The 17,553-nt window shown below is 50.1% G+C and carries 15 protein-coding genes, 1 riboswitch and 1 other annotated feature; of the genes, 7 read left to right on the top strand and 8 right to left on the bottom strand.

The window, feature by feature from the left end:
- Position 1 precedes the first annotated feature (1 nt).
- The 3 genes from PGRAT_RS20110 (at position 2) to glpK (ending at position 3,779) form a co-directional block, all read left to right on the top strand.
- Positions 2–718, top strand: coding sequence for a response regulator transcription factor (locus PGRAT_RS20110; RefSeq protein WP_020427515.1), 717 nt, complete (start codon positions 2–4; stop codon positions 716–718).
- On the top strand, positions 719–2,158 hold the full coding sequence (locus PGRAT_RS20105; RefSeq protein WP_025709275.1) for a HAMP domain-containing sensor histidine kinase: 1,440 nt from the start codon (positions 719–721) through the stop codon (positions 2,156–2,158). It abuts the gene before it with no gap.
- 127 nt (positions 2,159–2,285) lie between these two features.
- Complete coding sequence (glpK, locus tag PGRAT_RS20100) at positions 2,286–3,779, top strand: glycerol kinase GlpK (protein WP_025709276.1); 1,494 nt, start codon at positions 2,286–2,288, stop codon at positions 3,777–3,779.
- Positions 3,780–3,925: 146 nt separating this feature from the next.
- Here glpK and PGRAT_RS20095 read toward each other — a convergent pair whose 3' ends face one another.
- From PGRAT_RS20095 to PGRAT_RS20070, 6 genes are all read right to left on the bottom strand, one after another.
- Positions 3,926–4,918, bottom strand: coding sequence for a 3-oxoacyl-[acyl-carrier-protein] synthase III C-terminal domain-containing protein (locus tag PGRAT_RS20095; RefSeq protein WP_025709277.1), 993 nt, complete (start codon positions 4,916–4,918; stop codon positions 3,926–3,928).
- A 105-nt stretch (positions 4,919–5,023) separates the two neighbouring features.
- A complete protein-coding gene (locus PGRAT_RS20090; protein ID WP_025709278.1) occupies positions 5,024–5,374 on the bottom strand; it encodes a hypothetical protein in 351 nt (116 codons plus the stop codon).
- A gap of 182 nt (positions 5,375–5,556) precedes the next feature.
- Positions 5,557–5,925, bottom strand: coding sequence for a carboxymuconolactone decarboxylase family protein (locus PGRAT_RS20085; RefSeq protein WP_025709279.1), 369 nt, complete (start codon positions 5,923–5,925; stop codon positions 5,557–5,559).
- A gap of 73 nt (positions 5,926–5,998) precedes the next feature.
- A complete protein-coding gene (locus tag PGRAT_RS20080) occupies positions 5,999–7,633 on the bottom strand; it encodes a thiamine pyrophosphate-binding protein (RefSeq protein WP_025709280.1) in 1,635 nt (544 codons plus the stop codon).
- 127 nt (positions 7,634–7,760) lie between these two features.
- A riboswitch (cyclic di-GMP riboswitch) is annotated at positions 7,761–7,854 on the bottom strand.
- Between the two features lie 497 nt (positions 7,855–8,351).
- On the bottom strand, positions 8,352–9,602 hold the full coding sequence (locus PGRAT_RS20075) for a methyl-accepting chemotaxis protein (protein WP_025709281.1): 1,251 nt from the start codon (positions 9,600–9,602) through the stop codon (positions 8,352–8,354).
- Between the two features lie 134 nt (positions 9,603–9,736).
- Positions 9,737–10,732, bottom strand: coding sequence for a helix-turn-helix transcriptional regulator (locus tag PGRAT_RS20070; RefSeq protein ID WP_025709282.1), 996 nt, complete (start codon positions 10,730–10,732; stop codon positions 9,737–9,739).
- A gap of 136 nt (positions 10,733–10,868) precedes the next feature.
- On the opposite strand from PGRAT_RS20070, the gene PGRAT_RS20065 reads away from it, so the two are divergent.
- On the top strand, positions 10,869–11,717 hold the full coding sequence (locus PGRAT_RS20065) for an SDR family NAD(P)-dependent oxidoreductase (RefSeq protein ID WP_238326927.1): 849 nt from the start codon (positions 10,869–10,871) through the stop codon (positions 11,715–11,717).
- A 201-nt stretch (positions 11,718–11,918) separates the two neighbouring features.
- On the opposite strand, the gene serA is transcribed toward PGRAT_RS20065, so the two are convergent.
- Positions 11,919–13,511 carry a phosphoglycerate dehydrogenase gene (gene serA / locus PGRAT_RS20060; RefSeq protein WP_025709284.1) on the bottom strand — a complete coding sequence of 531 codons (1,593 nt, stop codon included), beginning with the start codon at positions 13,509–13,511 and terminating at the stop codon, positions 11,919–11,921.
- A gap of 238 nt (positions 13,512–13,749) precedes the next feature.
- Positions 13,750–13,976: a binding site (T-box leader), on the bottom strand.
- 240 nt (positions 13,977–14,216) lie between these two features.
- Positions 14,217–15,122: a hypothetical protein gene (locus tag PGRAT_RS20055; protein WP_025709285.1), complete on the bottom strand. Its 906-nt coding sequence runs from the start codon at positions 15,120–15,122 to the stop codon at positions 14,217–14,219.
- A gap of 65 nt (positions 15,123–15,187) precedes the next feature.
- Here PGRAT_RS20055 and PGRAT_RS20050 point away from each other — a divergent pair, with 65 nt between their 5' ends.
- The 3 genes from PGRAT_RS20050 to PGRAT_RS20040 are packed head-to-tail and all read left to right on the top strand — an operon-like array spanning position 15,188 to position 16,994.
- Positions 15,188–15,781 carry a CPBP family intramembrane glutamic endopeptidase gene (locus PGRAT_RS20050; RefSeq protein WP_025709286.1) on the top strand — a complete coding sequence of 198 codons (594 nt, stop codon included), beginning with the start codon at positions 15,188–15,190 and terminating at the stop codon, positions 15,779–15,781.
- Complete coding sequence (locus PGRAT_RS20045) at positions 15,778–16,155, top strand: hypothetical protein (RefSeq protein WP_025709288.1); 378 nt, start codon at positions 15,778–15,780, stop codon at positions 16,153–16,155. The genes PGRAT_RS20050 and PGRAT_RS20045 overlap by 4 nt, the downstream gene beginning before the upstream one ends.
- Positions 16,149–16,994 (top strand): metallophosphoesterase, encoded by an 846-nt coding sequence (locus PGRAT_RS20040; RefSeq protein WP_025709289.1) that lies wholly within the window; start codon positions 16,149–16,151, stop codon positions 16,992–16,994. The genes PGRAT_RS20045 and PGRAT_RS20040 overlap by 7 nt, the downstream gene beginning before the upstream one ends.
- Positions 16,995–17,553: the final 559 nt, after the last annotated feature.

Raw genomic sequence — 17,553 nt, 5'->3', positions numbered from 1 at the left:
AATGGCAGAGCATTTGAACAGAATACTGGTGGTGGATGACGAGGAGCGCATTCGCCGCCTGCTGAAGATGTATCTTGAAAAAGAAGGCTACGAAATTGATGAAGCAGAAGACGGAGAAATCGCTCTGCGTAAAGCAACGGCCAATGATTACGGCTTGATCCTGCTGGATGTGATGCTGCCGGGAATCGACGGCATTGAAGTGCTGACCCGGCTCAGAGGCGTCAAATCGACGCCTGTTCTGATGCTTACAGCCAAAGGCGAAGAGATCAACCGGGTGCAGGGCTTCGAGATGGGGGCGGATGACTATGTGGTCAAACCCTTCAGCCCGCGCGAAGTGATCTACCGGGTGAAGGCGATTATGCGCCGTTCCTCGGCGACAGCCTTTTTGTCCAAAGAGAGCAACTCCAGCAATAATATCGTGTTTCCGCACCTTATCATTGAACATGATGCACACCGCGTAACCGCAGGGGGCCAGGAAGTCAGCCTGACTCCAAAAGAGTACGAGCTGCTGCATTATTTGGCGATTTCGCCGGATAAGGTGTTCTCGCGCGAAGAGCTGCTGAAGGATGTGTGGAACTATGAGTTCTTCGGGGATTTGCGCACCGTGGATACACATGTCAAGCGGCTTCGCGAGAAGCTCAACAAAGTATCACCGGAATCGGCAGCGATGATCACCACGGTCTGGGGAGTAGGCTACAAGCTAGAGGTACCTAAATAAGTGAAGTTCTGGAGAAGTCTTGTCGGAAAGCTGTGGATCACGATCATCTGTCTGGTTGCTGTCGTGCTTATCACACTGGGGCTGTTTCTTCTGCCTTACATCGACAGCAACTTCGCCAATTCCGGGGCGATCAAACGCTTGTTCACGTATGTCTGTATGATCGGGTTTTCTCTAACGACGTTTTTCGCTTTATTCCTGTTCACGAAGATTACCCAGCCGATGCAGCAGGTGATTGAAGCGGCGAATAATATCCGCCGGGGGGAATACGGGACGAGATTGACACTGGTCACCAGTGACGAGATCGGCCAGCTGGCCACCTCCTTCAATCATATGGCAGAAGAGCTGGAAGAGAACATCCGCAGTCTGAACCACGAGAAGGGGCATCTGTCCAGTGTATTGCGCAGCATGAGCGACGCTGTCCTCACCTTTGATACCGATGGGAAGATCATATTGACCAACCCGCACGGCCAGGCTCTGCTGGAGCGGTGGAGCGATCTGGACTGGGAGCAGGAGAATGAATCCGAGCTGTACCCGCAAGGGGCAAGTGACAGCGAGGTACCGCCGCCCTTGCGGCCTTTGTTCTTCAGTACACTGAGCCAGGGCGGGGATCAACGCTCTCAAGTGCATGTCCGCCAGGGAGTCTGGTCGGTTCATATGGCTCCGCTGTATTCAGAAGATACGATCCGCGGAGTAGTAGCTGTTCTGCGTGATGTTACCGAAGAGGTTAAGCTGGAGAAAATGCGCCGGGACTTCGTGGCCAACGTATCGCATGAGATCCGCACGCCGCTGTCGATGATGCAGGGCTACAGCGAGGCGCTGCTGGATGGAATGGCTTCCTCTCCCGAAGAGAGCAGTGAGCTGGTTCAGGTTATCCATGACGAGTCGCTGCGGATGGGCCGGCTGGTGAAGGATCTGCTGGACCTTGCCCGCATGGAGGCCGGACATACCGATATGATGAAGGTGCCGGTGGATATGGGGGAACTGCTGGAACGGGTCTACCGCAAATTTACTGTCCGGGCCAAGGAGCGGGGGCTTCAGCTTGAGCTGAAGCCCGGCAGTGACACGCAGCTGCTCAAAGCCGCTGACGAAGATAAGCTGGAGCAGGTGCTGACCAATCTGCTGGACAATGCGTTTCGGCATACGCCTGCGGACAAAACCATTACAATTCTGACCTCCACAGCCGTTCTTGAGGGCCGCCGTTACCTGGAGATCACCATCCGTGATGAAGGGGTAGGCATTCCTCCGGAGGATCTTCCTTTTATCTTTGAGCGCTTCTACAAAGCAGACAAGGCCCGCGTGCGCGGAGAGTCCGGGGGAACCGGACTTGGGCTGGCGATTGTCAAAAATATCGTCGAGTCCCATCATGGTACGATTACTGCCTCCAGCAGACTGGGGGAAGGTACCGAGTTTATCCTGCGGCTTCCTGTCGAAAAACAGTAATGCCGAGACAATGTATGACAGCGCCTCTGACTGCAGAGGTGCTTTTTGTTGAAATCACCACATAAATCTTGTTCATCGTGGAACAACCCGCCAGGTTTACCAAGCCAGTGTTAGGAGGCACACGTAGATGATTCTATCATTAGACCAAGGCACTACCAGCTCGCGGGCAATCTTGTTCGACCAGGAGGCCGGTATGGTCTCGCAGGGGCAATATGAGATCAGACAGTCCTTTCCCCGCCCCGGCTGGGTAGAACATGATCCGGATCAGATCTGGGAGACTCAGCTCGCAGCGGCCAGAGAGGCCATTAGCGAGAGCGGGAGGCCTGCTGCGGAGGTATCAGCTATCGGTATTACCAACCAGCGGGAAACCGCGCTGGTCTGGGACAAGGCCACCGGGAGGCCTATCTATCCGGCAATCGTCTGGCAGGACCGCCGCACAGCCGGACAGTGCGAGGAGCTGAAGGGGCGCGGGCTTGCAGATACCATTGCCGCCAAGACCGGCCTTGTAGTGGATGCCTACTTCTCGGCAACCAAGCTGGCCTGGATTCTGGATCATGTGCCCGGAGCCCGGGCGCGTGCCGAACAAGGCGAGCTGCTGGGGGGAACCATCGATGCCTGGCTGATTTGGAAGCTTACCGGAGGAGCTGTGCACGCTACGGATGTTACGAATGCTTCACGGACCATGCTGTATAATCTGCATGAGCGCAGATGGGACGAGGAGCTGATGGAGGAGCTGAGAATTCCGCGTGCGATTCTCCCGGAAGTCCGAATGTCCGGCGGGGATTTTGGAACTGCCGGGAGTGAATGGTTCGGGGAAGAGATACCGATTCGATCTGTACTGGGAGACCAGCAGGCCGCTCTATTCGGGCATACCTGCCTGGAGGCCGGGAGTGCCAAAAATACATACGGCACTGGCTGCTTCATTCTCATGAATACCGGGAATGAAGCAGTAGCCTCCAGTCATGGGCTGCTGACCACAGTGGCCTGGGGCATGGGCGATGAATTATATTATGCCCTAGAAGGCAGTGTGTTTGTAGCAGGAGCCGCGGTACAATGGCTCCATGAAGGGCTGGGCCTGATTGAAGGCCCGGCAGACTCGGAGGAAAAGGCCGGGGAGGTGGAGGACAGTGAAGGCGTTGTAGTGGTACCCGCTTTTACAGGACTCGGAGCCCCTTACTGGGATATGTATGCCCGCGGAGCCGTGTTCGGCTTGACCCGCGGTACGACGGCAGGCCATCTGGTCCGGGCGACTCTGGAGTCCCTTGCGTTTCAATCCAGGGATGTCATCGGCGCAATGGAAAAAGACGCCGGAATGCCGCTGACAGGACTGCGGGTCGATGGCGGAGCAGTGCGCAATGATCTGCTAATGCAGTTTCAGGCGGACATTCTGGGCAGCGAGGTGACGCGTACAATGTACGCAGAGACGACAGCGCTGGGGGCTGCCCTGCTCGCTGGTCTAACGTCGGGGGTCTGGACGAGGGAGCAGCTGGAGAGCTTCAATAAGGCAGAGAAGATCTTCGCTCCGTCAATGGAGGCAGAGGAGCGCGAGCGCCGTTACCATGCCTGGCAGGACGCCGTATCGCGTACCATGGGCTGGGAGAAGCATGAAGGGCGCCGATAAGGGTATTGGCAGGACGATAAGTGAATAGCTGAACATAATGAGCTTACAACAAAGCGGTCCGTTAGGCAGATCATCTGCCTGACGGACCGCTTTGCTGTGACTGGATAAGTTGAATTAAAAAATTTTAAAGGCCAGCCCCTAAATAACTAGTATTCCATTACAAAAGCTACATTCTGCCAGCCTGCGCCAACGGTCCAGAACAGGACTTTATCGCCGCGTTCAATCTTTCCTGTAGTTACTGCTCTATGAAGGGCGACAAATGGGCTGCTTGTAGAAGTATAGCCGAATTCATCACCGATGTAGACAGCAGCGTCGTCGCGGATCCCTGTTTTGCCGGAAACGGCACGGATATTAGGCAGGGACAGCTGCGAGAAACAGGCGGCTTTGATCGATTCAGGGGCAATGTCATTATTGCTAAGCAATGTATTAATCGATTCAGAGGCGGCATCCACACAAATCGAGTCATCAAAAGGAATGAACTTCACATTGAATTCTCCGGCAGCCACACCCTTTCTTCCGAGGTTAGCCAAGCCTTCAGCAGGGAACATCGAGTTGCCGTAGACACAAGTGTCTGTCTGATAGATGGAGTCGATAAACCCTACAGAATACTCATCCCTTTCCAGAATAAGAGCTGCTGCTGCGTCGCCGAAGTTGGCGTAGTAGACAGGATCATTTTTGTCGGCATGCGGAGCCACGTGATCGGAGCCGATGACGAGCGCACGGCGGATTCTCGGGTTGGCCATCATTTGACGGCTTACCTGCTCCACCGAGGCAGTCATGCCTGCACAGTTCGCGTTGCTGTCAATGCAGATGGCATGAGAGGGGCCGCCGATCAAACGGTGAATCATGAGAGAGTTGGTCGGGAAGATATATTCAGGAGTTTGGCTGGCATATGCAATCAGGTCAATGTCGGCACCGGTAAGTCCCGTCTTGTCCAGCACATTGCTGGCTGCTTCAAAAGCCATGGTCAGAGAGTTTTCTTCACTGCTGTCGATGCTATACCGGCTTTCACGGCCCAATGTAGCCAGAAGTCCACGGATATCAATACCCTTTTCGTCAAAATGCTGTATGAAAAAATCGTTGCCAATCTTTTTGCTTGGATGATAGATATCAATATCCTTAATTCGTATCCCGGCCATGGTTAATCCCCCTAAAAGTATTATGTGCGCTTCTTCACAGCCATAGATTTGTACAAAACCCGCTTCGCCACCATCCTGCAGATTTGTGATCCGCCGGCCAATGACCTAAGCCTGAACAGTCGAGGTAATTTCCAAATTTTCAAGCCCCGCTTTGCGGCCCAGACGGGCAAGCTGCATTTTGAGGATCGGGTTATTTTCAAGAGTCAGGCTTACCCTTTCGAAGCCATCCGCTTTGAACATGACGAAGCATCCTTCCAGCAATGGCACAACATCAGGAGCAGTCACATTCAGTTTTCTGCAGTCAATCTGCAGTGCATATTCTGAAGGGGTAATCGGGTTTACAGTTTGCTGATAGGCTTGGATCGATTTGAGGCCGTCCTCATTGGAGAAGGTTCCTTCTAATTCAATATTAATAATTTTTTTTTCGGAATCGGTTTTCAAAATAAATTTACCCATGTGTTCATCTCTCCCAAATTTGAATGTGTTTCAGTTTTTGAATCTATCCGGAAACTTTAGAATTTTATGCCTTAATTCGACATAAAAACCTTAGTTTTGGGATAAATTCCCTTCAATATAATCATAGATTTATCGAATATGCAATAAAAAAGTCGAATTTTGTATAAATAAGTCGAAAAAAATTATTCGATTTCCTCAAGTGTGGCCAGCAGCACATTAAAAGCTGAAATCACTCTGGGCGCACCAACAACCGGCACCAGATGCAGTAAAATACCTTTGATCTGATCTACAGTCATTCCGACGCTGAGCGCCATCACATAATGGACTCCGAGCTGCTCGAACTGTCCCATCGTAATCAGGGATGAAATAACGGCAATTTCTTTCCAATCCGAACCAATCGTTGTACGTTGAAAAACGTCTCCATAGGCGTTGCCCATGATATACTCGGCCAGCTCCGGGAAATGCTCCTTGATTGGAGCCAGAGCTTTGGCACCGTAATTGCCAGATAAGTTGGAAAAATGCCTAAGACCGCTGTTAATCGTATTTTCCACAGAGATGCCTCCTGAATTGTGATGAGCGGCAAGGAGCAATCAAGTGAGGAGAGGTCCTTGCCGCTGTTGATTCTTAGTTGAGATTCAAGGTTCGATGGGCCGTCGGAGGCACTTCGGCACGGTCGGTCAGCAGTTCAATTACAGCCACGCGGTTAGAGGCCACTGCGGCATGGATAGCAGATGTGAATTGTTCCTGAGTCTCGCATCTGTAGCCTGTGGCTCCCAGTGATTCGGCAAATTTCACGGCATCCATAGGAACTTCGAAGATCGTGCCATCGATTCTGCCTGTTGTTTTTTCCATGCCCTTTAAGGCCATATCCAGCTGCATGTTGTTCACTACGATAAAGATCACCGGGATATCCTTGCACACGGCCGTATTGATCTCTGTGCCAAGCATCATGAAGCAGCCGTCACCGGTAATGCAGAAAATCGTTTCTTCCGGTGAAGCCACCTTAGCTCCGATAGCCATGCCGATAGAATTTCCCATGCAGGCAAAGTAAGCATCGAAGACAACGCTGCCGGGCTTTTTGACTTTGTACCATTTTGCGGCATTGAAGCCATGGCTGCCATCATCAACAAAAATGGTGTTGTTGTAAGGGATCAGGTCGCTTAATGTGGACATGACCGAAGCAAGCGAAAGCTTGGACAGAACCGGCAGCTCTTCCGCATAATGAACATCGGTTTCTGCTTCGTGTTTTTTTATAGCGGATAAATCTGCTTTCTGAAGAAAGAATGTAAGATTGTCGTGTAAGTCCCCGCTTACAGCGATTGTTTCTGAGGTTAATATTTTTCCTACAAAGGTAGGATCGACGTCAAATTGAATCAATGTTTTGGGATGATTCTCTGGCTTGAGATTGCAGATGGTCATATCGCTAAGGCGTGAGCCAAGCACGATGAACAAATCACTGCGGTTTAACAAATCCTCGCCGTGCTTGCAGCCGCCGACACCAATAGGACCGTGATACAGCGGGTGATCCCAGGCGATGGCACCCTTGCCGCCGGGAGAGGTGACCACCGGAATATTGAAAGTTTCAGCCAGTTGAACAAGCTCCTCGTGCGCCTTGGAACGATTGATGCCTTTGCCGGCAATGATCAGAGGATGGCTTGATTCATTAATTGCAGAAAGTACACGTTCCAAATTACCGGCACTTACCAGACGTTCGCGTTCAGGAATGACAATCCGGCATTCTTCCAGCATTTCGGTCTGTACATCAAACGGGATACAGAGATGAACCGGACCCCGCTGTCCGCTCAAGGCAATGGAGATGGCATGACTGAAGATCGTGCCGAAATGATCGCCGCGTTCCACCAGCTTGCTGTAAAGGGTCGCGGGTCTGAACATATCCGCCAGATCGGCCAGATAAGCCGAAGAATCCTGGCACTGGGGAATCCCCAGTTCCTTGATGGATTGATGTCCTGTTATAAAAAGTACGGGAAGATTGTTCGCTTTGGCATGTGCGGCGGCGGTGAGAAGATTGGTCCCCCCCGGCCCGGAAGTCCCAAAAGCCACCCCGAGTCTGCCTGTTTTGAGAGCATAGCCCGCGGCTTCGAACCCGGAACTGGATTCATGTCTGCCGGGAATAAATTCAATACCGTAATCAACCATTTTCAGGACTACGGGACAAATAGACTTGCCGATTATGCCAAAAGAATGTGTTACACCAAGGTTTCGTAGTGCCTCAGCCATATAATCTGAAACTGTTTTCAAAGGAAATCCACCCCACCCAATGTTTTTTTTATTTTTTTCAGCAAAATAGAAAACCTGTACTCAGGAGAGCACAGGTTGGCTGCGTAAATAACCATAGAGAACGCAGGAAAACCCGGACGTTCGGCTGTTCAGCAACCTGGCAGTCATGGTCCCATAAAAATGAGACTGTAGATCCATGGCTTTGCGTCATTCCCTTTCGGTGAATTTTGCCAATATGTGTTAAAGAAAATTATACCTTTTTTTATTTTACAATATATTTCTAACTCTACTTTTGTCAATATATTTGTGCTGATATCCTCGGATTTTGGCGAATTCTGCCTGCCGGTACATGTGAAAAATAGTATAATTTTGTATATATATAAGAATGGGTAAGAAAAAAGGGTTAATGAAAAAAAGTCCGAAAATGCAAACTGTGAAGAAATATTGAAATTATCTAAAAATAAGTATTTTGCACTATAAACTCAATTATTATAAGCATATTTTGCCTTGATAATGGAATGCATTGTAAAATCTACTGTGTAAAAAGAACCATTGAACAAAGAGCAGCTCATCTCCAAATGTCTATAATCCAAAAACGGAAACAGGCTAAGGCAAAGAAGTGCAAAAGAATGGAGGGGCTCTTCTAATGCAAAAAAACTGTAACCGATGAATATAACAGCGAAATTTTTGTGAACAAAAAAACTGCCGCAGGAAGGAGGCGGCAGTTCCCTCGTAACATTTAAAATTTGAAAATGTGAATCGTTTTTTGCAGTTGAAATACAGCTTGGGTCATTTTCTCCGTTTCTTCGGCAACGGATTGCAAGGCATGAATTTGCCCGTTCATCGCTGCGGAGACCTCTTCTGTTCCTGCGGCCGTTTCTTCGGTAATCGCAGAAATATTTTCGATGGCTCCCGAGATTTTATGTGCGCTTTCCAGCATGAGGTCGCTTTCAGCAGAGAAGGAAGCAATTTGCTCGGTTATGTATTGAACGCTTTGCACAATCTGTGCGAAAATATTCGCTGTTTCGATAATCATCTCGTTCTGTACCTGAACGACTTCCTCATTAATGGCTATGTTCTCGATCGCTTGTTTGATATCGTTCTCTATGCTGCGGACCAGACTGAACACCTCTTTGGTAGAGGCGGTAGATTCCTCGGCCAGCTTGCGTACTTCCTGGGCCACGACGGCAAAACCACGGCCATGTTCACCAGCCCGTGCTGCTTCAATAGAGGCGTTGAGCGACAGGAGGTTGGTCTGCTCAGCGATTTCTGTGATGGTTTTGGTGATCATCGTAATCCCCCGGGCATTTTGGGAGAGTGCTTCAATCGTGCCGGCCACCTTCTGGGTAGCTTGTATATTTTTGCGCATGCCTTCAGCTTGCGTATCTACCGATTGCCGTCCTTTTTCTACCAGTTCCAGTGTATGTACAGACCGTTTATTCATTTCCTTGGTCGAGCTCGTGTAATTGGAGACCTTAGTCTCTATGTCTTTGATGGATTCGGTCATGTCGGCAATGTCCACGGAGATTTCATTAGCGCCAAGAGCCAGTTCATTGGACGAAGAGGCGACTTGGGCCATTACTATCTTCAGATTCTGGTTCTTGTCTTCAATGCCGCGGCTGGCATCCATAACCTGGCGGGTAATCTGCGAAGCATCGGTAAGGATTTTTTTGAGCTTATCGATCATGGTATTGAAGGAACGGCTGATGTCCCCCATGGAGCCGTTCTCGTCGGCCCGGTTAGTAAAGTCGCCTTTTGCAATGGTGTGTGTAACATTAGAAATGTCGTCAAATGAAGATGTAAGCGTTCTCTCAATGAAGCGTGAAAGAGGGAAGGTGAGAGCTGCCAATACGGCTACAAGGATAATTCCGACAACAATTTTGCCCATGACCAATAAAGTGACCAGTACAGGAATTGCGAATAAGGCGGCGATCAGATAACATCCGGCAACAATTCTCTGTTTAAGCGGAAGCTTGTTCATCCAGTCCATAATAACTATTTCCCCCTAATAAAATATGTTGTGTATTGTAATATTATAGGCGAATTCAGGACGTTAGGTCTATTGTAAGAATTGACATAAATAAAATTGGGAAAACAGCTATCCTTGTTGGAAGGCCCAGGAGTCTAGTCATGCTGCGGCTGGGAATTTCCCAGAAGAGAACGTCTTACGCTGCGGCCCAACAGGACTGTTTTTAAGGCAGCCTTATAAACTTTTAAACGCAATTCTTCCGGTGCCTCAACGATCACATTTGGACCTAGGGACAACATCACCCGGCAAGCTGCTTCTAAGGTGTTGAACTCAGCCTCAACCTTCAGCCACTCAGCCTCTGGGGAATCACTTATGTCTAGCACTGTAACATAACGTTCATGTCTTAACTGTTGAAGCGAAGAAGACTTTAATGAGAATTTGGCTTGAAAGCTGGGGAGGGCAGATTTGAAGGAGGTTTTGGAGGACTCCCAGTAGCGCGTCAGTTCAAAACCGTCAGGACGAGCATAAGCTTCATCTATCATTTGAGCCGCAACGATTCTCGAGACCCGGTAGGTTCTGAGTTGCTCTTCATGCTCCCCGATCACATACCAGACCCCTTGTTTAGCCACCAAACCCAGCAGTCCAATCCTTCTGTTCTTCACTTCCCCGTTGCGCAGGTAGGAGATATTTACCTTCCGGTCTTCCCGCAGGGCCGTCTGCAATATGGAAAGAAAGGGAAAACTCTCTTTGGATGGAAGCCATCCTTCATTGTCTATATGAATACGCTGGTTAAAATAGTTGGCGGAAGGGTGTGTATTCGCAGTTGCAGCCGCCTCCAGCTTGCGCGAGGCAAGCGTGTAATCCTCATGAATACCGAGAGCCTGTAGAATGGCCGGATCGGCTGAGAGCAGGAGTGCCCCTACTTCTTTGGGCTTCATTCCGGTAAGCGAGGTTCTGTAGCCTTCTGTGAGCCTCCAGCCTCCTTCCCGGCCTCTTTCAGCCAATACGGGGATTCCGGAGGCGCTCAGCGCCTCCATATCGCGAAAGATCGTTCGTTCAGACACCTCCAAGGTGCTGGCCAGCTCACGGGAGGTGACTTTGCCGCGGTTCTGCAGCAGAAGCAGGATGGATAATAAACGGTCGGCTCTCATAACGTCCTCCTCACAGGGGTACCCCTAATTTCAATCTTTTTCAGTTTATCATATATATATGTCAATTGGTGTCATATATAGAGTTTATGATAACTACAGCAAGCAAAAGAACACATGAGACATGAGGGGAGCGGTAATGATGACTAATCTGCAAGGGAAAGTGGCGCTGGTTACCGGAGGAAGCCGGGGAGCCGGCCGGGGAATCGCTTTGGAGTTGGCAAAAGCGGGTGCGTATGTGTATATCACAGGCAGAAGCAGGGGACTTTCGCACGATGAACGGCATAAAGGGACCATTGACAGTGTGCTCAGCGAGATCAGGGCAGTTGGAGGAGAGGGGGAGGCGATCCGCTGCGACCATACCCGGGATAGTGAGACAGAAGCAGCCATCCGGCGGATATCGTCAGAGCAGGGCAGGCTGGATATCCTGGTCAACAATGTATGGGGCGGCAACGAGCGGCCTATCGAGAGCAAGCCTTTCTGGGAGCTGCCTCCAGACCATTGGAGCCATATGTTCGATGCGGGGGTCAGAGCGCAGCTCATGACCAATTATTACGCGGTTCCGCTGATGCGCAGCACCCGGAATGACGGCGGAATCATTATTCATACAACGTATTGGGACCACTACAAATACATTGATAACTTCTATTATGACTTGGCGAAAAATGCGCTGGTACGCATGGCTTTTGGATTGTCTGTAGAGCTTGCGGCAGACAGAATAGCCGTGATCCCGCTTTCGCCCGGTTGGATGCGGACCGAACTGGTTCTGGAGAGCCTGGATACGGATGAAGAGCACTGGCAGGAGGTGACTGAGCTGCAGGCCAGTGAGTCCACAGCTTATATAGGGCGGGCTGTAGTCAGGCTGGCTGCTGACCCTGAGGTAATGTCCATAACGGGAATCCCGCAGCAGGTAGGCAGCCTTGCGGCAAAATACGGTTTCACTGATGTGGATGGCCGGCTTGTACCGGTATTTAAAGTACCGGAATAAACAAGTGGAGACGGCTTCGCTGTCCTTTTACAGGACGGTACCGTTTTAGCGGGAAATATAAGGAACATTTATTGCGTGAAGCATACGTATTCTTATATTTTAAAAAAAATCGCTCTTTTGAAATGGCTGCAGGAAGCATCCATTTTCGCAAGAGCGATTTTTTGCTAATTTACCAGAGCTATAGATGAGGTGGAATGGTTTCTACACCAGAACAATCTCTTCGGCAGTGTTGATTTCCGGCAACCCGGCGAGCTTCACTAGCACCTGCTGCGGCACCGCTTTATCCACGGTCAGAAGCATGATGGCTGCACCGCCGACAATTTTGCGTCCCACCTGCATCGAAGCGATGTTAACATCGTTCTGTCCCAGCAGCGTGCCGACGAGACCGATAATCCCCGGCTTGTCGTTGTGGGAGATTACAATTTGATGGCCTTCCGGAGCGATATCGACCGGGAATTTATTGACCTGAACAATGCGTTCCCCGTAACCCTGGAGCAATGTTCCGGCAACCAAACGTTCTTCATCCGGCTCGGCTTTCAGTGTAACCGTGATAAGGTTCGTGAAGCCTTTGGTCTTGGAAGCTTTTGTCACGACAACATTGACATCGCGCGTTTTGGCCAGATGCATGGAATTGACGATGTTGACATCGCTGCCGAAGTGGCGGGTGAACACGCCTTTCACGATATAGCGGGTTAGCGGCTGAGTATCCACATCCGAAAGGTCCCCGGCATATTCAACGTGTATTTCACGGATAGCGCCGCCGGTCAGCTGTGTTGCAAAGCTGCCAAGCTTTTCACCCAGCGTGAAGTAAGGCTGAAGCTTGTTCATTACGCTTGGCGCCACCGGAGGAATATTCACAGCGTTGATGAACGGCTCGTTGCGCAGAATATGCAGCACCTGCTCCGAAACATCGATCGCCACATTCTCCTGGGCTTCTACGGTCGAAGCACCCAGATGCGGAGTCACGATAATTTTCGGATGGGAGAGGAACGGGTGGTCCGCTTGAGGCGGCTCTTTTTCAAATACGTCAAACGCAGCTCCGGCAACGATGCCGCTGTCGATGGCTTCAACCAGTGCCATTTCGTCGATTACACCGCCGCGGGCACAGTTGACGATACGCATGCCTTTTTTCATGACTTCGAATTGCGGACGGGAGATCATATGGCGGGTTTCCGGGGTGAGCGGGGTATGCACAGTGATGAAATCAGCACCGCGGACAATATCATCCACTGAAGCCAGCTTCACCTCAAGTTTTTCCGCACGGTCAGCGGTCAGGAACGGGTCAAAGGCAAGAATGTTCATGCCGAAGGCTTTGGCCCGTTTGGCTACCTCGCTGCCGATCCGGCCCATTCCGAGTACGCCCAGCGTTTTGCCGCGAAGCTCTACGCCTAGGAAAGTTTTTCTATCCCAGACACCGGAGATTGTTTTGGCATAGGCTTGAGGAATATGGCGGGCCAAAGCCATCATCATGGCAAAAGCGTGCTCACAGGTCGTAATTGTATTTCCGTCAGGAGCGTTGATGACAACAATGCCGTGCTGTGTGGCTGCTTCCAGTTTAATATTGTCGACGCCCACACCAGCCCGGCCGATCACCTTCAGGTTAGTACCCGCTGCAATAATCTTCTCTGTCACCGTTGTCTGGCTGCGGACGAGCAAACCGTCATATTCCCCGATGATGGCGATAAGTTCGTCTTCACTGAGTCCGGTTTTTTTGTCTACAGTCACATCACTTGCGTCCATTAATTGCTGAATGCCCAAATCGCTGATCGGATCCGATACTAATACTTTAAACATGGTTTCTTGTCCTCCTTAAATTTGGAAAGCTATATATGCCCAAGGATGCCCTGAAGAGGCAGTCCACAGTACCAGAAGCAGAGAAAATGCATGAAAATATGACAAAATAACAAGGCAACGCGCTGTCGCATAAAAGAAAAAGTGTGCAGTATACCGGCAAAACCGGGAACATGGGCGTTAGGGCCATTCACCAGAATTTGGATAACAAAAAAACTCCCAACCCCATACTACTGCCGTAGTAAGGGACGAGAGTTGTCGTGGTACCACCCTAATTCACTGCAACGTTGAAGAAGCAGCCTCATTGGCCTGCAAGGCCACACTGGTAACGGAGATGATCCGATTATGCCTACTGTAAGGTTCGACACAATATCTCAGGAGCGCTAAAGAGTTCTGTCTGCCACCGGTTTGCACCAACCACCGGCTCTCTGAAGACTTGCAGAATCTTTGTTCCATCATCGGTTTTGCTTGATTAATTTTTCATAATGTAACATGACGGCGCCAGATGTGTCAATAGGCTTATTGCAAAGCCGCTGTCTTGAAGTGAACCTCATTTTTCGTTATGATGCAATAGCTGGTTCTAACTGTAATATCACTGTCCGATGTGTACAGCATCATTATGAAAACCCCGGATTTGGTAAAGCCCAATGGAGGGTGCCTTTCCGAAATTTCATCGCCTGAGGACCGCGATATGAGCGGCATAGGCAGCTACTCATAAAAAAACGGAAGCTGGGGCATCGTTTCTTTGCCATAATATTGTTCGCGCCATTTCATGAAATCCTGTTCCTGCACTGCTCCCGTGGAGATTAGAAGGGAAACGGAGGATTGAACATCCTTAAGGTTCAGCGAGCTGGCCGTGCCGGAATAGATCATATCGTCAATTTTGGCCGTAATATCCTGCGGGTCATATGCTGCATAGATTGCACGGTTGAGCATAATGTCAGCGATGGATGCGTTTTTGAGCAGCAGGGGCATCTTTTTCCATTGCACGAAAGAGAGGGTTTTCAGCTCTCCGGCTTCCGCAGGGATTTTGCTGCTGCTCTTAGCTCCCCATTTGAGCATGGAGTCATAGAAATTTTTCTGCGCCAGCAGGCCGAACTTGACCGCACTGGCTGTAAAATTGTCGTTTTTTAGTATTTTTGCCGTTTCAGCCCCCGATGTGCCTGCGGTTACCTTACTGGAGGCCTGGGAGAACAAGGTCAGACTCTTCAGGATATTCAACTGGGATTCATAAAGCAAAGGCGAACTTGTAAAAATGGAATCCTGTGTCACCTTGTCATACTGCTTGTCTGCCAGAATGCTGAGATTCTTCAACGTTGCAGCGTTCTCACGCGCATCTGTGCTGCGGGCCAGGTTGCCCAGCTCATCGTTCCAATTGCGCTTGAATTCCCGGTAGGGCAAAAATACGTTATGATAGAAGGTAACCAGATCCTGCTGCTGATAGGAGCCGGAGAATTCCTCAACAGCTTCTTTATTGTCGAGGCGTGCGTATTTAGCCTCTGTCTTGTCTGCCCCGACCTTCACTCCCGTAAAAAAAGCGGCGAATGCAGAAATCAGAAAAAATAGAAAACCTAGTGTGTATAACATTTGAGTGCGGGAGGTACGGCTGTTCATAATTAATGCTCCTTCGTCTAGGGAAATTATCTTATGTAAAAACAATATAGAACAGGCAGGTTACGATGAAAAAATTCAAAATTGGCGATATCAAGATCAAAAAAGCTGATCCTCAGCAGTTAACTGACAAGCTTCTTTTACTTAATCTCTATATAACGCAGGGTCTTACTTTATTTATCGGCTTGATATGGATATTATTGCAGAAAAGAAACCCCATTCACATATTAAATTTTCCGGACAACGCACATTTTGTGTTTTGGGCCCTCGGGCTCGCTGTAATTATGCTGGTAGTGGACTTCCTGCTGACCCATATTGTTCCTGAAGACAGCATGGATGATGGAGGGATTAATGAGCTGTTATTCGGTAAAAGGCCATTATGGCACATACTTGTCATTGCTGCCATTGTGTCCGTTTGCGAGGAGCTGTTGTTCCGGGGAGCAGTTCAGCATACGTTTGGGCCTTATTGGACCAGCATTTTGTTTGCCGTGATCCATGTCCGCTACCTGCGCCACTGGATTCCAACGGGATGGGTGTTCCTCAGCAGCTATGGTCTGGGCTACATATATATTCATTCCGGAACGCTTTGGGCACCGATTCTGTGCCATTTTATTATTGATGTGTTCTCGGGTCTTGTGATCCGTTACCGGAGGTCGTCATGAGTGAAGAACTTAGCCGGGTGAAGTCCCGCAAGAAACCGAATAAAGTTGAACAACCCTCTGCCGCCAAAAGGAAAAATCGATCGCGGGTGCCATCCGCATCCCAGACAGCCGCTGAAACGCCCCTAGCGGGATCAGGTACTCTGTCGAGAAAAAGCCGCTATTCCACAGCACCGTCCAGGAAAGCGTCCAAACGGGACGAAAGCCCTGTGGACGGAGATACCGCCACACCTTCCCGGACCGAAAGCTACCCCTCCGAGCGGCTGCGTTTCAGCAAAATGTTCATTAATTCATTAATAATTATTTTTATGCTGCTGCTCGGCTTCCTGTTGTGGTGGGGACTTATCGGGGCGCCGGATCTAAATACCTTATGGTAGCTGTATGGCTGCTGGGTTTTGCGGGAATCTGCATGCTGCTTCTGGTGTTATTTGGATCTCTTATGCTGGCAGCTGCCTTTAAAAACCGGATTATTGCCGAGGAAATACTTCTTGAGGCTCTCCCGAAGGAGCTGGACGGCTTCCGCATCCTTTTTATTTCAGACATTCACCGGCGCCGCCTTCCAGCCAAGCTGCTGAGTCCGGTGAAAGGGAATATAGATGCCGTCTTCCTTGGAGGAGACCTGACGGAAAACGGCGCCTCCATGAAACGCCTGTATGATAATATGACACTGGCGGCGGCGCTCGCACCGGCCTATGCTGTGCACGGGAATCATGATTACCGGGCGAATATAACGCTTGTGGACAATATCATACGCGGCTGTGGAGTAAAGCTGCTGCAGGATGAGAACATTATGATACAAAAAAATGGGGGCATGCTCCTGCTTACCGGGGTGGATTTTCCGCGCACAGGCGGCAAGAAGGCATATAGGCCGCTGCCGCCGTTGTCCGGTGCAGAGGCCGCGCTCTTCCGGATCATTCTTGTCCACGATCCGCTCTGGCTGTCCCGGCAATCCGAAGTCCCGGCTGACCTTGTACTTGCCGGCCATACCCATGGCGGCCAGGTGGTGTTGCCTTTTGTCGGCCATAGGCATGTTGATCCTTTCTACCGCCACTATAACGCCGGCCACTATGTTATTCCGAGAAAAGACGGCTCCGGAACAAAAGCCAGAATGCTGATCAGCCGCGGCTTCGGCACCGCTCATCTTCCGCTGCGCTGGGGGAGCCGCGCAGAAATGCATGTTCTGACGCTCCGCCGTGGAGCAGGGCAGCGCTGTTAGTATCTGCGGCAGATACACAGTAGAACATTAAAAAGCCGTAAGATTGAAAACCCCGCATGAGGGTTGATGTGAAGCGGCTGGTATTCCAATCCGCCTTTCAACACTTCCTGCCGGTTCAGATTCAGATCTGTTAAACCTTTCATTCAGCTTGAAATGAAGGGGAATCGGTCCTGTAACGGAAACTCTTTGTTCAACCCACCTCAAACGGCTTCGTTGTCCATTGATGGACGACGGAGCCGTTTATTTTATATAGCTTCTATGGGAGAAACAGTCCGTTTGTGCTGCGGAATGGCGGATTGGGGAACGGCGCATTGGCGGAATGAATGACACCTCCGCCAATAACGGCTTTCGCAGTCCGCTTTAGCGTGGAAGGGCCTTAAAGGGAACTCATCGTGTTGTAAGGAACTCTCACAAGATGCACGGTCAACAATGGATGTCCTAACCATGCTATGCGGGAGAGCGTACCGCATTCCAGTCTGTCCGAAAACAACGGCTGAAGCTGTAAATACCTTAGATTTGTTCAGAAGTGGGCGGCTGAGTGAAAGGAGAGGTAAAAATA

The sequence above is a fragment of the Paenibacillus graminis genome, from assembly GCF_000758705.1.
Classification (GTDB): Bacteria; Bacillota; Bacilli; order Paenibacillales; family Paenibacillaceae; genus Paenibacillus_AQ; species Paenibacillus_AQ graminis.
Note: the sequence above shows the minus strand (reverse complement) of the source record. Positions and strands in the feature narration are given on the sequence as shown.

Bases quoted from the DNA above. Each gene is read 5' to 3' on its own strand.
- glpK (WP_025709276.1), top strand. From the start codon at position 2,286: ATGATTCTATCATTAGACCAAGGCACTACCAGCTCGCGGGCAATCTTG.
- PGRAT_RS20055 (WP_025709285.1), bottom strand. From the start codon at position 15,122: ATGAACAGCCGTACCTCCCGCACTCAAATGTTATACACACTAGGTTTT.
- serA (WP_025709284.1), bottom strand. From the start codon at position 13,511: ATGTTTAAAGTATTAGTATCGGATCCGATCAGCGATTTGGGCATTCAG.
- PGRAT_RS20070 (WP_025709282.1), bottom strand. From the start codon at position 10,732: ATGAGAGCCGACCGTTTATTATCCATCCTGCTTCTGCTGCAGAACCGC.
- PGRAT_RS20065 (WP_238326927.1), top strand. From the start codon at position 10,869: ATGATGACTAATCTGCAAGGGAAAGTGGCGCTGGTTACCGGAGGAAGC.
- PGRAT_RS20095 (WP_025709277.1), bottom strand. From the start codon at position 4,918: ATGGCCGGGATACGAATTAAGGATATTGATATCTATCATCCAAGCAAA.
- PGRAT_RS20110 (WP_020427515.1), top strand. From the start codon at position 2: ATGGCAGAGCATTTGAACAGAATACTGGTGGTGGATGACGAGGAGCGC.
- PGRAT_RS20045 (WP_025709288.1), top strand. From the start codon at position 15,778: ATGAGTGAAGAACTTAGCCGGGTGAAGTCCCGCAAGAAACCGAATAAA.
- PGRAT_RS20075 (WP_025709281.1), bottom strand. From the start codon at position 9,602: ATGGACTGGATGAACAAGCTTCCGCTTAAACAGAGAATTGTTGCCGGA.
- PGRAT_RS20040 (WP_025709289.1), top strand. From the start codon at position 16,149: ATGGTAGCTGTATGGCTGCTGGGTTTTGCGGGAATCTGCATGCTGCTT.
- PGRAT_RS20090 (WP_025709278.1), bottom strand. From the start codon at position 5,374: ATGGGTAAATTTATTTTGAAAACCGATTCCGAAAAAAAAATTATTAAT.
- PGRAT_RS20050 (WP_025709286.1), top strand. From the start codon at position 15,188: ATGAAAAAATTCAAAATTGGCGATATCAAGATCAAAAAAGCTGATCCT.